Annotated in this window: 13 protein-coding genes and 1 pseudogene; 8 read left to right on the top strand and 6 right to left on the bottom strand. The window is 72.3% G+C overall.

Annotation, left to right across the window (positions count from 1 at the left end; all coding sequences use genetic code 11):
* The first annotated feature begins 120 nt into the window (after window positions 1-120).
* The 3 genes and pseudogenes from KUM39_RS01055 to KUM39_RS01065 form a co-directional block, all read left to right on the top strand.
* Window positions 121-489, top strand: a complete 369-nt coding sequence (locus KUM39_RS01055; protein WP_217783370.1) for a hypothetical protein — start codon at window positions 121-123, stop codon at window positions 487-489.
* Between the two features lie 289 nt (window positions 490-778).
* A complete protein-coding gene (locus KUM39_RS01060) occupies window positions 779-2794 on the top strand; it encodes an NADPH-dependent 2,4-dienoyl-CoA reductase (RefSeq protein WP_217783371.1) in 2016 nt (671 codons plus the stop codon).
* A 46-nt stretch (window positions 2795-2840) separates the two neighbouring features.
* A pseudogene (locus tag KUM39_RS01065) lies at window positions 2841-3389 on the top strand (PadR family transcriptional regulator); the annotation flags it as partial.
* Between the two features lie 193 nt (window positions 3390-3582).
* On the opposite strand, the gene KUM39_RS01070 reads toward KUM39_RS01065, so the two are convergent.
* Together KUM39_RS01070 and KUM39_RS01075 are read right to left on the bottom strand one after the other, a co-directional pair.
* A complete protein-coding gene (locus KUM39_RS01070) occupies window positions 3583-4146 on the bottom strand; it encodes a hypothetical protein (protein WP_217783373.1) in 564 nt (187 codons plus the stop codon).
* A 184-nt stretch (window positions 4147-4330) separates the two neighbouring features.
* Window positions 4331-5314, bottom strand: coding sequence for a fibronectin type III domain-containing protein (locus tag KUM39_RS01075; RefSeq protein ID WP_217783374.1), 984 nt, complete (start codon window positions 5312-5314; stop codon window positions 4331-4333).
* A gap of 224 nt (window positions 5315-5538) precedes the next feature.
* Between KUM39_RS01075 and KUM39_RS01080 the strand changes: the two genes are divergently transcribed.
* The gene (locus tag KUM39_RS01080; RefSeq protein ID WP_217783375.1) at window positions 5539-6240 is read left to right on the top strand and encodes a glycoside hydrolase family 75 protein; all 702 of its coding nucleotides are present in this window, start codon (window positions 5539-5541) and stop codon (window positions 6238-6240) included.
* Between the two features lie 46 nt (window positions 6241-6286).
* Here the strand turns inward: KUM39_RS01080 and KUM39_RS01085 are convergent, their stop codons facing one another.
* The 3 genes from KUM39_RS01085 to dhaK form a co-directional block, all read right to left on the bottom strand.
* Window positions 6287-6700: a PTS-dependent dihydroxyacetone kinase phosphotransferase subunit DhaM gene (locus KUM39_RS01085; RefSeq protein WP_217783376.1), complete on the bottom strand. Its 414-nt coding sequence runs from the start codon at window positions 6698-6700 to the stop codon at window positions 6287-6289.
* Between the two features lie 24 nt (window positions 6701-6724).
* Window positions 6725-7327: a dihydroxyacetone kinase subunit DhaL gene (gene dhaL / locus KUM39_RS01090; protein WP_217783377.1), complete on the bottom strand. Its 603-nt coding sequence runs from the start codon at window positions 7325-7327 to the stop codon at window positions 6725-6727.
* A 93-nt stretch (window positions 7328-7420) separates the two neighbouring features.
* Window positions 7421-8413 (bottom strand): dihydroxyacetone kinase subunit DhaK, encoded by a 993-nt coding sequence (dhaK, locus tag KUM39_RS01095; RefSeq protein WP_217783378.1) that lies wholly within the window; start codon window positions 8411-8413, stop codon window positions 7421-7423.
* 309 nt (window positions 8414-8722) lie between these two features.
* Between dhaK and KUM39_RS01100 the strand changes: the two genes are divergently transcribed.
* The gene (locus tag KUM39_RS01100) at window positions 8723-9184 is read left to right on the top strand and encodes a hypothetical protein (RefSeq protein ID WP_217783379.1); all 462 of its coding nucleotides are present in this window, start codon (window positions 8723-8725) and stop codon (window positions 9182-9184) included.
* A gap of 392 nt (window positions 9185-9576) precedes the next feature.
* Here the strand turns inward: KUM39_RS01100 and KUM39_RS01105 are convergent, their stop codons facing one another.
* Window positions 9577-9942: a DUF6479 family protein gene (locus tag KUM39_RS01105; RefSeq protein WP_217783380.1), complete on the bottom strand. Its 366-nt coding sequence runs from the start codon at window positions 9940-9942 to the stop codon at window positions 9577-9579.
* A 154-nt stretch (window positions 9943-10096) separates the two neighbouring features.
* On the opposite strand from KUM39_RS01105, the gene KUM39_RS01110 reads away from it, so the two are divergent.
* From KUM39_RS01110 to KUM39_RS01120, 3 genes are all read left to right on the top strand, one after another.
* A complete protein-coding gene (locus KUM39_RS01110) occupies window positions 10097-10471 on the top strand; it encodes a four-helix bundle copper-binding protein (protein WP_217783381.1) in 375 nt (124 codons plus the stop codon).
* A gap of 103 nt (window positions 10472-10574) precedes the next feature.
* Entirely contained in the window at window positions 10575-11417 is an 843-nt protein-coding gene (locus KUM39_RS01115) for an oxygenase MpaB family protein (RefSeq protein ID WP_217783382.1), read from the top strand.
* Window positions 11418-11525: 108 nt separating this feature from the next.
* Window positions 11526-13097, top strand: a complete 1572-nt coding sequence (locus tag KUM39_RS01120) for a phytoene desaturase family protein (RefSeq protein ID WP_217783383.1) — start codon at window positions 11526-11528, stop codon at window positions 13095-13097.
* The last annotated feature ends 209 nt before the right edge of the window (window positions 13098-13306 follow it).

A 13306-nucleotide genomic window follows, 5' to 3' on the forward strand; every position in this document is an offset into this window, starting at 1 on the left:
GGCGCGGTTCGTGGGCACTCGGACCGCGCCATCGCGCCACCGCCCCACCGCGACCGGAGGCACCGCGACCGGAGGCGCGGCCCCGCGCGTACGGCGCGAGCCACGAGAGGAGTACGCACGATGGACCGCGAACGTGACCACGAGGAATCCGTTTCCGTCGAGATCAGCGGATGCAGCAAGGAGGACGCCCGGATCGTCTTCGACGCGCTGAACCAGTGCTTCGAGTCCGACCGGGCCGCCGAGGACGTGCCCCAGCACGCCGACGAGAGCCGCCCGATGGTGTGGCTCGGCACGTTCGAGGTCAGCGAGACCACTCGGTGCGCCCCGCCCGCCCGGCTCTCGTCCAGTGTCGAGGCCGACGCGCAGGGGAGTTACTGGGCCATCGGCCGCCTGCACCAGACCCTCGACTCCCTCTTCACCGTGCGCGATCTCTCCTCCGCTTCGGGCGACCAGGAGAGGGAACTGCACGTCCTGCTGGAAAGCCGCTGACACGACCTTCGCGGCGCCCGCACCCCGTACGGCCCGTACGGGTTCCAAGGGTCGTGCAGGCCGTAGCGGGGTCGTCCAGATCGTAGGGACGCTCCTTCCGGCCTGTGACCCGGCGCACTTCCGGATGTCCCGCCTCCCGGCCCCGGCCCACGGTTCACCACCGTACGGCCGGGGTTGTCCCGTAAGGGGGCCGCACGCGGGCCGCCCGGGGCTTGTGCAACTAGTTGCACAAAGAGGTCCGGGTCCTCTAGAACGTAAGGCGACCGCACCGCGTACGGAGGGCCGCCCGATGAGCCGATACCCGCACCTGTTGTCCCCGCTCGACCTGGGCTTCACCACACTGCCCAACCGCGTGCTCATGGGGTCCATGCACATAGGTCTGGAGGAGGCGGAGAACGGGTTCGAGCGGATGGCCGCCTTCTACGCCGCCCGTGCGCGCGGAGGTGTCGGCCTCATCGTCACCGGCGGCATCGCCCCGAACGAGGAGGGCCGCCCTTACCCGGGCGGTGCCATGCTCACCACCGAGGCGGAGGCCGACCGGCACCGGACCGTCACCGACGCCGTGCACCGTGAGGGGGGCCGGATCGCCCTGCAGATCCTGCACTTCGGCCGGTACGCCTATCATCCCGACCTCGTCGCGCCGAGCGCCCTCCAGGCCCCGATCAGCCCCCATGTGCCGCGCGAACTCAGTGACGCCGACATCGAGCGGACCATCGACGACTATGTGCGTGCCGCACATCTCGCCCGGCGGGCCGGGTACGACGGCGTGGAGATCATGGGGTCGGAGGGTTATCTGATCAACGAGTTCATCGCCGCCCGCACCAACCGGCGCACCGACCGCTGGGGCGGCTCGTACGCGAACCGGACGCGCTTCCCCGTGGAGATCGTCCGCCGGGTCCGCGAGGCCGTCGGGGACGACTTCATCCTCATCTACCGGCTCTCCATGCTGGACCTCGTGCCCGGCGGCTCCTCGCTCCCCGAGGTCGTCACCCTCGCCAAGGCCGTCGAGGCCGCCGGTGCCACCCTCATCAACACCGGCATCGGCTGGCACGAGGCCCGTATCCCGACCATCGCCACCTCCGTGCCGCGCGGCGCCTACACCTGGGTCACGCGTCGGCTCATGGGCGAGGTCTCCGTACCCCTGGTGACCACCAACCGCATCAACACCCCTGAACTGGCCGAGCGGTTGCTCGCGGACGGCTGCGCCGACATGGTGTCGATGGCCCGCCCGATGCTCGCGGACCCGGACTTCGTCGCCAAGGCCGCCGCGGACATGCCCGACGCCATCAACACCTGCATCGGCTGCAACCAGGCGTGCCTGGACCACACCTTCAGCGGCAGGATCACCTCCTGCCTGGTCAACCCGCGCGCCTGCCACGAGACCGAGCTGGTGCTCTCCCCGACCCGCCTCGCCAAGCGCGTCGCCGTCGTCGGCGCGGGCCCCGCCGGGCTGGCCTGCGCGGTCACCGCCGCCGAACGCGGCCACCACGTCACCCTGTTCGACGGCGCCGACGAGATCGGCGGCCAGCTCAACGTGGCCCGCATGGTCCCCGGCAAGCAGGAGTTCGACGAGACGCTGCGCTACTTCCGCCACCGCCTCGCCGCGCAGGGCGTGGACGTGCGCCTCGCCACCTGGGCCACCGCCGCCGACCTCGACGGCTACGACGAGGTGGTCGTCGCCACCGGTGTCACCCCGCGCGTGCCCGAACTGCCCGGCATCGACCACCCGAGCGTCGTCGGCTACCTCGACGTACTGCGCGGCACCGCCCCCGTCGGCGCGCGCGTCGCCGTCCTCGGTGCGGGTGGCATCGGATTCGACGTCGCCGAGCACCTGACCGACGCGGGCGACGGCGCGAGCGACGACCCGGCGACGTACTTCCGGGCTTGGGGCGTGGACATGGAGTACGCGGCGCCCGGCGGTCTCACCGAGCCGAAGCGGCCCACCCCGCCCCGCACCGTGCACCTCCTCCAGCGCAAGACGACCAAGGTCGGCGCGGGCCTGGGCAGGACCACCGGCTGGATTCACCGCACCGAACTCAAGCACCGGGGCGTCACCATGACCCCTGGTGTCCGCTACGACCGCGTGGACGACTCCGGACTGCACATCACCGTGGACGGCGAGAGCCGCGTCCTGGAGGTGGACACCGTCGTCCTGTGCACCGGCCAGGAACCACGCCGCGACCTCTACGACGAGCTGACCGGCGCCGGACGCCGGGTCCACCTCATCGGCGGCGCCGACATCGCCGCCGAACTGGACGCCAAGCGGGCGGTCAAGCAGGGCACCGAGCTGGCGGCTGCCCTTTAGGCGGCTGGCCTTTAGCGCCGTGGCCGCGCCTTCCTAGGATGACCCCATGTCACTCCCGCACGCCATCCTCACCGCACTGCTGGAGAAGCCGTCCTCGGGCCTGGAACTGACCCGCCGGTTCGACAGGTCGATCGGCTACTTCTGGTCCGCGACCCACCAGCAGATCTACCGCGAACTGGGGCGGCTGGAGTCCGGAGGACACATTCGCGCCCTGCCCGCCGAGCAGCCCTCGCGCGGGCAGCGCAAGACGTACGAGGTGCTGCCCACCGGCCGCGCCGAACTCGCCCGCTGGACGGCCACCGCCCAGGACCCCAAGCCACAACGGGACGTACTACTGCTCCGGCTACGTGCCGCGGCGGTCGTCGGCACAGCCGGACTCGAAGCGGATCTGCGCCGCCATCTCGACCTCCACCGGCGGCAGTTGGCCGAGTACGAGGAGATCGAGCGGCGCGACTTCCCACCCGAACGCGCCGGTGCGCAGGACCGCCTGAGGCATCTGGTCCTGCGCGCCGGGATCGATCTGGAGACGTTCTGGACAGGGTGGCTGGCGGAGGCGCTGAAGGAGTTCCCGGAGGTGCCGGGGGAGTCCGGGGCGCCGGAGGGGTTGGCGGAGGAGCGGCGGTCGGGGCCGAGCCCGGAGCGGTCTCTCGGTGCGGAGACGGATGTGGGGGCGGACGAGGCGGGGAAGTCGGCAGGCTCGCCCGGCTGATTCCTGATGCCACGCTTGCCGTCTGCCGTCTGCCGTCTGCCGTCTGCCGTCTGCCGTCTGCCGTCTGTCGCTTGGGGCCTCAGAGGCGGTACGGGCGTGACCGGCGCCGCAGGAACCAGATGGCCCCGGCGATCCCGGAGGCGACCAGGGCCAAGCCGACGCTCATCGTGACCGGGCCGAAGTCGTGGCTGGAGCCGCCGACACCGCCCTGTACGCCCCGCGCGGGTGCCGGGGCAGAGGTGGAGGAGGTGGTCGGGGCGCCCGTCGCCACACCGGCACCGGTGGAGGTGCCGGAGACGACGACCGCCTGGGTGCCCGCCGTGATGCCGTTGGAGCAGACCACGACGACCGTGTACGTCCCCGGAGTCACCCCTGACCAGGCAGCGGACTGGCTGATCGTCGTACCGGACAGGGCGACCTGTCGGCCCTGCGAGAAGTTCGCCTGACGGCTGGTGAGCAGCGAGGCGTTGCCCCACGCCCCGCCCGACTGGGTACAGGCGCTGGTGACCACCGAGACCGTGCTCCCGGTGGTGCTCACCGAGATGCCGGTGGCCGCGGCCGAGGATCCGGCGAGCGCGGTCGGCAGTGCGGCGGCGGTGGCCAGGAGAAGACCGGAGCGGAGGAGGAGTCGTGACGTACGCATGGGTCGGGCCTCCTGCGGCACGGTCGGCGGTACGTCGGATGCGCCGCCGGGGGTGGGGGAACGCCGTGCTGCCTCAACTGGCAGCAAACGCGGCGCCGCAGGCCACCGCACCCGGGCCGCGCCCATACAGGTGACGCCCGCCTCATGTGCGGGACCCACATGGCCGCGCGCTACACGTCCTGGCTCAGCCGTCCCTGCCGGTCGTCACCGTGCGCTCCACGGACCAGCCGCCCCAGGTGCCGTCCGGCAGCCGGGGCCGCAGCCGCACCCGGTGCTCCTCGCCCGCCCGCTGCCCGAGATAGAAGCTGTACCGGGACCGGCCGCGCGGTGGTTCGCCGCCCCACACCAGGGAGGTGGCCGTGGCACCGTCCAGCTCGATCAGGTACTCGGTGATGACGCCGTCCACCTGCGGCGGGTCCCAGACGAGATCCGCGTAGTACGCCCCGTCGTCGGCGTGGTGCGTGCCCGCCGTGAAGCCGGTCGGGGCGGTGTTCCGTCCGTCGTCGGTGCCCGGTGTGGCGAGCCGGACCGCCGGGCTCGCGGGGGAGAGGTTGTCGGCCGCGTCCCGCGCCCGCACGGTGAACGTGTAGCGCGTACCCGGCCGGAGCCCCGTGACCACGGTCGCGGTCTGGGCGCCGCCCACACTGTGGATCTTCGTCCCGCCCTGAAGGATGTCGTACGACACCACAGCTCTGTCGTCCCGCGCTGCCGACCAGGACAGCTGGACCGCGCGGCTGCCGACCGCCCGTCCGGTCGCCGTGCCGGGCCGGGACGGGGCCGACCGGTCCGCCGCCGTCGCCACGGGCGTCCGCGCGCGCACCGCACGGCTCGCCGGTCCGGTCCGGCCGTCCTCGTCACGGGCCCGCACCGTGAAGACGTACACCGTGGACGGCTTGAGCCTGGTGACATCCACCATGTGCTGGGAGCCCGGTACCTCGGTGACTTTGGTGGAGCCTCGATACACCTCGTAGGTGTGGACACCGGGTCCGGTGGTCACCGCGTTCCACATCACGTGCACGCTGGTCGCGCTTCCGGCTGCCGCCGTGACGCCCGCCGGAGCGCCGGGTGCCCGCGCGCCGCCTTCCTCGGCCGCGCCGCTCCAGCCGCAGGAGGCGACCAGCAGCAGGGTGCCGCAGACCAGGAGTGGGCGTAGCAGAACGCGTCGCACGACTCCGCCTCCTGGACACCGGTCGTACCGTAAAGGTCCGGACCAATATGGCCCGGAGGGCGCGGGGGCGGCAAGAGGGTGTGCGGGCCGCTCCGTCGCGCCCCTTCCTCATGGAGTGTCAGAAAGCTGCTCCATCCGGCCCCATCGGGATGACGGTGCTCGTACTCTGGGCTGATTTTCGACATGCTGGCCCGAATGTCCCCTTATGTGAAGAGGTTCACGTAGTGCGTGCCCAGTCGCTGACGCTGGCCGCCGCCGGCGCCGCCCTTCTCGTCCCCGCCACCCTTCCCGCCGCCGCGGCCGTCCCTCCGCGGCAGCACGAGGCCACTGCCCGCAGTGAGGGTTCCGTGACCGCCGCCGCTCTCCTGGACCGGGTCCGCTCCTGCGACCAGGTCTCGCGCGGGCGCTACCGCACCGACGAGAGCGCCCGCGCCACCGTCCCGGTGTGCGGCACCCGCGACGCGGTGTTCTGGAAAGCGGATCTCGACATCGACTGCGACGGGCGTCCCACCGCCCGCTGCAACCGGCGCACCGATCCGCTGTTCAGCGCCGCCACCGCCTTCCAGCAGTCCGACGGCCGCCACCTCAGCGCCGAGGCGCTGCCGTACATCGTGATCCCGCAGCCCAGCGGCATCTGGAACCACACCGGGAGCGGAGTGCGGGGCGGTTCCGTGGCCGCCGTCGTCTACAAGGGGCGGGTGGTGTACGCCGTCGTCGGTGACACCGGGCCGCGCGGCATCATCGGTGAGGCGTCCTACGGCACCGCCCGCGCCCTCGGTATCGACGCCGACCCGCAGACCGGCGGAGTCCCCTCCGGCGTGACGTACATCGTCTTCCGGGACTCGAAGGTCCGGCCCATCGAGAACCACAGGGCGGCCGTGGCCACCGGGGAGCGGCTGGCGAAAGCGTTCACCGGAACCCGCTGAACGAGCATCCACGCAAGGGGAGTTGGGGCGGCGGCTCGCGCCGTCGTCACACCTTCCGGTAGCTGTACGCGTCGGCCGCCGCCGCCTCCACCGTGTCCAGGTCCGCTCCCGCGGCCGAGGTGACCACGGCGGCCACCGCGCCCTCCACGAACGGGGCGTCCACCAGCCGGGTGCCGTCGGGGAGTTCGTCGCCCTCCGCCAGCAACGCCTTCACGGTGAGCACCGCGCTGCCGAGGTCGGTGAGCACGGCGACCCCCGCACCCCGGTCCACGGACGCGGCAGCCGCGGAGATCAACTCCGAACTGGTGCCCAGCCCGCCGCCCTCGGTGCCGCCCGCCGCCGCGACCGGGACCGTGTCCGCCCCGCCCGCGAGCCCCTTCGCCAACTCGGCCACGGATTCCGCGACTTGTGCGCTGTGCGACACCAGCACGATTCCGACCAGCCGCTTGTCGTCACTCACGTGAGGCTCCCGTCGTCGCTCGTGTCAGGACCCGGACGCCGCTTCGTCCAGCGCGGCGATCAGCAGCGCCGACGACGTGGCACCGGGGTCCTGGTGGCCGATGCTGCGTTCACCGAGGTAACTCGCCCTGCCCTTGCGGGCCTGGAGCGGAACGGTCGCCTCGGCGCCCGCCTCGGCCGCCGAACGTGCCGCTCCGAAGCCCTCACCGAGCGCCTCGACCGCCGGGACCAGCGCGTCGATCATGGTCTTGTCGCCGGGCGACGCACCACCCAGGGTGCGTACGGCCTCCACCCCGGTGCCCAGCGCCTCGGCCAACTGCGCCTCGCTCACCTCGGCCGCGTCCCCGAGCGCCTTGCCGGTGCGGCGCAGCAGCGTGCCGTAGAGCGGTCCGGAGGCGCCGCCGACCGTGGAGATCAACTGTCGTCCGGCCAGGGCCAGTACACCGCCCGGCGTGTCCGGCGACTCCTTCTCCAGTGCGGCGGCGACGGCCGCGAACCCGCGCTGAAGATTGCTGCCGTGGTCGGCGTCCCCGATGGCGGAGTCGAGAGCGGTCAGCCGCTCGGCCTCCCGGTCCACGGACGCGGCGGTCGCCGCCATCCAGCGGCGGAAGAAATCGGCGTCGAGCACTGTCTCTCCTTGCGTAGCAGGGGTGTTGCGGCGGTCAGGGGTGAAGGGAGCGGTACCGGGACACCCCGTGGTGGGGCTTCGCCCGGCCCGGCGTCACATCCCCCAGCGGAGTCCGGGCGTCTTCACCGGCGCGTCCCAGAGCCGCAGCAGCTCCTCGTCCACCTGGCACAGCGTCACCGAGGCGCCCGCCATGTCCAGTGAGGTCACGTAGTTGCCGACCAGGGTGCGGGCCACGGTCACCCCGCGCTCCCCGAGTACCCGCTGCACCTCGGCGTTGAAGCCGTACAGCTCCAACAAGGGTGTCGCGCCCATGCCGTTGACCAGGACGAGCACCGGATTCCTGACCGGGAGGTCCTCCAGGACGGCGTTCACCGCGAAGTCCGCGATCTCCCCGGAGGTCATCATGGCCCGGCGCTCACGGCCCGGCTCGCCGTGGATGCCGATGCCCAACTCCAGCTCGCCGGACGGGAGATCGAACGTCGGTGACCCCTTCGCCGGAGTCGTGACGGCACTCAATGCCACCCCGAAACTGCGGGAGTTGGCGTTCACCTGGCGGGCGATCGACTCCACCCGCTCCAGTGGCTGGCCCTCGGCAGCCGCGGCACCGGCGATCTTCTCCACGAACAGGGTCGCGCCGGTGCCGCGCCGACCGGCGGTGTAGAGGCTGTCGGTCACCGCCACGTCGTCGTTGACCAGGACCTTCGCCACCTGGATGCCCTCGTCCTCGGCCAGTTCGGCGGCCATGTCGAAGTTGAGGACGTCCCCGGTGTAGTTCTTCACGATGAACAGCACCCCGGCCCCGCTGTCCACGGCCGCCGCCGCGCGGGCCATCTGGTCGGGCACCGGTGAGGTGAACACCTCGCCCGGACAGGCCGCCGAGAGCATGCCGGGTCCGACAAAGCCACCGTGCAGCGGCTCGTGCCCCGAACCGCCGCCCGAGACCAGTGCGACCTGCCCCGCCACCGGGGCGTCCCGGCGCACCACCACCCGGTTCTCCACGTCCACGGCCAGGTCGGGGTGCGCGGCGGCCATCCCACGCAGCGCGTCCGCCACGACCGTCTCCGGGACGTTGATCAGCATCCTCATCTGGATCTCCTAAGAGGGCTAGCAGTGCGTCTTCGACCTGCGTCTCGGGATTCGCTCTCGGATTCACTTGATGACAGCCGGAGGACTTCTGCCCTCAGTATCGACCTTGTGGCAGCGAAGGTCATGTGCACTGCGCACACCGATTCGCTGTGAGCGGTGGTGTCTCATCCGGGGCGCGCGCATGCTCGGTGGTACCGGCGCTTCGAACACCCCGGCACGGGGAACCCGGCCGCCGGGCGAGCGGGGCGCCGGGGCCGCGGTGGTGTGGCCCGTGAGAGGAAGCGGCCGGTCCGAGGAGGTGCGGATTCCGTGCGCGACTGGGAGATACCTGATGGCGCGGGGCTTTCGCAGGGCGAACGTCTCACGCTGGCACAGATCGAGACGGCTCTCGCGGACGACCGCGAGTTCAGTGCGCGGATGCGCGCGGTGGCGCGTACGGGGGCGCCGTCCGGCGCGGCCGGAACGCCGCCCCCTGGGCCGGGACCACATGTGGCCCGCGCACATCCCACCGAAGGCAGGCATGTGGCCGAACCGGCGTACCTCGTGGAGCGACGGCGCCGCCGGGACCGGTGGCTCCCCCTGGCCGTTCTGCTCCTGGCCCTCGCCTCCGTGCTCGTCGCCGTGCTGGGCATCCGCACCTCGGACCGCATACCCCTCTGGTGCTTCGCGGTCCTCTGGCCGCTCACCATGTTCCAGGCGTACCGGCTGCTGCGCCGCACGGTGCGCGGGCGGCGCTCCCGAGGCCGGGGCGGCTCCAGCACCTGGCGCTGAGCCCTCGGGGCGCGTCGTCGGCCGAGCCCGTCAGCCGTGCACCCATGCCATACGGTCACCTGTTCCGTACGCCCGTGCCGTCCGGTCAACCGTCCCACCCACGCCGCTCGGTTGCCCGTTCCAGCCACGCCACCCGGTCACCCGTACATCGTCCGATCAGCCGTGCACCCATGTCGCCCTTCAGCCGCGCGCCCGAGTCGGTGGCCGCACACATGGCGGTTCAGCCCACACAACCCGTCCAGGTCATGTGGGCTGAAGCCAATCCGGACTGAACCGGGCCCCGCGATTCACTCACCCGCCCCTCCGCTCCCGCGACTCACCCACTCACCCCTCCGCTCCCGCGACTCAGGCCGCACTCACCAGCCCCTCCGGCCCCGCACCCTCCCCGGCACTCAATGGGCGCCCAGCCCACCCCCGCCGAACGAACCGCTCGACCCCCTGCTCCAGCGCGGGCGGTCCTTCGATTCGCTCGGCCTGGTGTGCATGTTGGTCAGTTCGTACGGGGTGAGTGCCCGGCCGCCCTTGGGGACGAAGGGGATCTCATCCGGCTCGCGGTTCTCCTGTATCTGGTGCACCGCGCCCTCCGGCGGCAGGTGCGGCTGCTCCTCCGGGCGCGGCCGTGGCGGCTCGCGGTACTTGACGCGGGAGTTCATCCAGAACCCTCCCGCGAGCAGCGCCAGTACGCCCACGGCCACCAGGAAGAGTACGAGGCTCATCAAGCCGCTCGCGGCGGCCAGCTCCATCTGTGCAGTGCTCATAGCACTGGACTACCCCCATAAAGCAGGGCGAACCGGACACCGCGTGTCGCCGTACGTCACGGACGGCGACCATCCCCACCCTCCTTGCCGCACAAGCCCGTTGAGCCCCGCGTGGGCCGTGTTTGCGGTCCTCCGGCAGGGCAACCCGGACCCCGTGACTCCGCAGACCTCACCGCAGCAGCTCTACCGCTACCTGGAGGACCGCTTCGCGTGTGCCCAGGCGTGCACGGAGTGCGCCAGGGCGTGCGCGGTGCGTGCGAGCCTGCAAGAACCGGACGGCTCCGGCGGCCTGGATCAGGTACGTCGGCTCGGCATCATGTGCGCCGAGGTGTGCGACGCGACCTGCCGGGTGCTGTCCGAGGAGAGCGAGCAGGACCTCGACGGGGTCCGGGTGCACCTGGAGTGGTGCCGCTCGGTCTGCCTCGACTGCGCCCACGCCTTCGACGCCCAGCCCGGCGCGGAATCCGCCGCCGCGGCCTGCCGCGCCTGCGCCGCCGCCTGCACGGACTTCATGGCGACCTTCGTCTGAGCACCCCCACGTCTGAGCACCCCCACGTCCGAGCACCCCCGCGTTCGAGCACCCCCACGTCCAGGCGCCCCCCACTCCGCCCCACCGGAGTTACCCTGCGGACATGGGCGATCCGGGACTGTTCACGCCGAACTCCGTGACCTGGCAGATGCACGGTGACCCCATGATGTGGATCGCCGGAATCCGCGCCCTCCACCTCCAGGCGCTGCACCCCCGCGCGGTGCGCGGTGTCATGCAGAACTCCGACTTCCGCCGTGACGCCTGGGGCCGCCTGATGCGCACCGCGGGCTTCGTCGGCACCACCACCTACGGCACCACCGGGGCGGCCGAGGACGCCGGTGCGCGGGTCCGCCGTATCCACCGCAAGCTGTCCGCCACCGACCCCGACACCGGCGAGCGCTACGGCGTGGACGAACCCGCGCTGCTGCTCTGGGTGCACTGCGCGGAGATCGACTCCTACCTGCACGTGCTCCGCCGCTCCGGATTCCCCCTCACCGACGCCCAGGCCGACCGCTACCTCGCCGAACACCGCGTCAGCGCCCGCCTCGTCGGCCTCGACCCGGACTCCGTCCCCGCCGACCGGGCCGCGATGTCCGCGTACTTCGAGAAGGTCCGGCCCGACCTGGCCGCCGGACCGGAGGCCCGCGAGGTGGACGAGTTCCTGCGCCGTCCGCCCACGCATCCCCTCCTCGTCCCGGCACGTGCCCTGCTCTGGCGGCACGTCGCGCACCTCGCCTACGACTCGCTGCCGCCGTACGCCCACGAGCTGTACGGCCGTCCGGCACCCGCCCCGGCGGTCGTCACCCGCCGTCTGCGAGCCGCGGGCACCCTGCTGCGCGCGGTCCCCGCGCGTCTGCGGTGGCAGCTTCCGCCCCGGCACATCCTGCGGGCCGTCGCCCGCCTCGGCCCGGCCGCCCGCCCGGCGCCGTACAAAGTCGGGCCGTAGCCGCACCAGGTCCGGCCACAGCCGTACGGGGGCCGGGCCGTGGCCGTCCGGACCACGGAACGTCCGCCGCCCCTGGCCGTTGTGGATCATCACGTGTTACCAAGAGCCATGCCTGTGAACGAGGGAACCCGCACCTACGACGCCGTGATCGTCGGCGGTGGCCACAACGGTCTGGTCGCCGCCGCCTACCTGGCACGGGCCGGCCGGTCCGTGCTGGTGCTGGAACGGCTCGGCACCACTGGCGGCGCCGCCGTCTCCACCCGCCCCTTCGCCGGGGTGGACGCCCGGCTGTCCCGCTACTCCTACCTGGTCAGCCTGCTGCCGTCCAAGATCGTGGACGATCTGGGCCTCGACTTCCGGGTGCGCGGCCGGACCATCTCCTCGTACACCCCGGTCGAGCGGGACGGACAGCCCACCGGGCTCCTGGTCGGCGGGGGCGGGACGCGCACCCGCGAGGCGTTCGCCCGGCTGACCGGCGGCGGACGCGAGTACGAGGCGTGGCAGCGCTTCTACGACATGACGGGCCGCCTCGCGGAACGTGTCTTCCCCACTCTCACCGAGCCGCTGCCGAGCCGGGACGAACTGCGCCGCCGCGTGGACGACGAGACCGCCTGGCGGGCGCTGTTCGAGGATCCGATCGGCATCACCATCGAGGAGAACTTCACCGACGACCTGGTCCGGGGCGTGGTCCTCACCGACGCGCTGATCGGTACCTTCTCCGACGCCCACGACCCCTCCCTCGCGCAGAACCGCTGCTTCCTCTACCACGTCATCGGTGGCGGCACCGGCGCCTGGGACGTACCCGTCGGCGGCATGGGCGCCCTCACCGACGCCCTCGCGGACGCGGCACGCGCGGCGGGCGCCGTCCTCACCACCGGTGCCGAGGTGGTCCGCGTGGACACCGACGGCCGGGCCGCCGAGGTCACCTACCGCACCGCCGACGGCGAACGCGTCGCCGCCGCCCGGCACGTCCTGGTCAACGCCTCGCCGCGCGAACTCGCCGCCCTCACCGGCGACACGCCCCCCGAGCCCGCCGCCGAGGGCGCGCAGCTCAAGGTCAACATGCTGCTCACCCGGCTGCCCCGGCTCCGCGACACCTCCGTGGACCCGCGCGAGGCGTTCGCGGGCACCTTCCACATCGCGGAAGGGTACGAGCAGCTCGCCACCGCGCACGCCCAGGCCGCCGCCGGACGCCTCCCCGCGGCGCCGCCCTCCGAGATCTACTGCCACTCGCTGACCGACCCCAGCATCCTCGGCCCCGAACTGGCCGGGCGCGGCTTCCAGACCCTCACCCTGTTCGGCCTGCACACCCCGGCCCGCCTCTTCGACCGGGACAACGACGCCGTGCGCGACGAACTGCTCGCGGCGACCCTCGCCCAGCTCGACGCCCACCTCGCGGAACCGATCACCGACTGCCTTGCCACCGACGCCGACGGGCGCCCCTGCATCGAGGCGAAGACCCCGCTGGACCTGGAACGCGACCTCCGCCTGCCCGGCGGCAACATCTTCCACCAGCCCCTGAGCTGGCCCTACGCCGACGAGGGCACCGGCCGCTGGGGCGTGGAGACCCGGCACGCCAACGTCCTGCTGTGCGGGGCGGGCGCGGTGCGGGGCGGGGGAGTGAGCGGGGTGCCGGGGCACAACGCGGCGATGGCTGTGCTGGAGGGGGCGGGGGAGTAGGGCCGGGGAGCGGGGCGAGGGGCGGTGCTCGTGTGGTCGGCGTACATGTGGTGACGCCACATGTGGTGACGGCATACGTGGTGTCGCCACATGTCGTGCCGACACACGTGGCGACGACACACGTGGTGACGGAACACGTCGTAACGGCACATGGGCCGGTGCACCACGTATCACCCGCCGGGCGCTTGACCCCGTCACCGCCCGCCCAG

The organism is Streptomyces corallincola (assembly GCF_019104725.1).
GTDB classification, from domain to species: domain Bacteria; phylum Actinomycetota; class Actinomycetes; order Streptomycetales; family Streptomycetaceae; genus Streptomyces; species Streptomyces corallincola.

Bases quoted from the DNA above. Each gene is read 5' to 3' on its own strand.
- KUM39_RS01055 (WP_217783370.1), top strand. From the start codon at position 121: ATGGACCGCGAACGTGACCACGAGGAATCCGTTTCCGTCGAGATCAGC.
- KUM39_RS01060 (WP_217783371.1), top strand. From the start codon at position 779: ATGAGCCGATACCCGCACCTGTTGTCCCCGCTCGACCTGGGCTTCACC.
- KUM39_RS01070 (WP_217783373.1), bottom strand. From the start codon at position 4,146: ATGCGTACGTCACGACTCCTCCTCCGCTCCGGTCTTCTCCTGGCCACC.
- dhaK (WP_217783378.1), bottom strand. From the start codon at position 8,413: ATGAGGATGCTGATCAACGTCCCGGAGACGGTCGTGGCGGACGCGCTG.
- KUM39_RS01105 (WP_217783380.1), bottom strand. From the start codon at position 9,942: ATGAGCACTGCACAGATGGAGCTGGCCGCCGCGAGCGGCTTGATGAGC.
- KUM39_RS01115 (WP_217783382.1), top strand. From the start codon at position 10,575: ATGGGCGATCCGGGACTGTTCACGCCGAACTCCGTGACCTGGCAGATG.
- KUM39_RS01120 (WP_217783383.1), top strand. From the start codon at position 11,526: ATGCCTGTGAACGAGGGAACCCGCACCTACGACGCCGTGATCGTCGGC.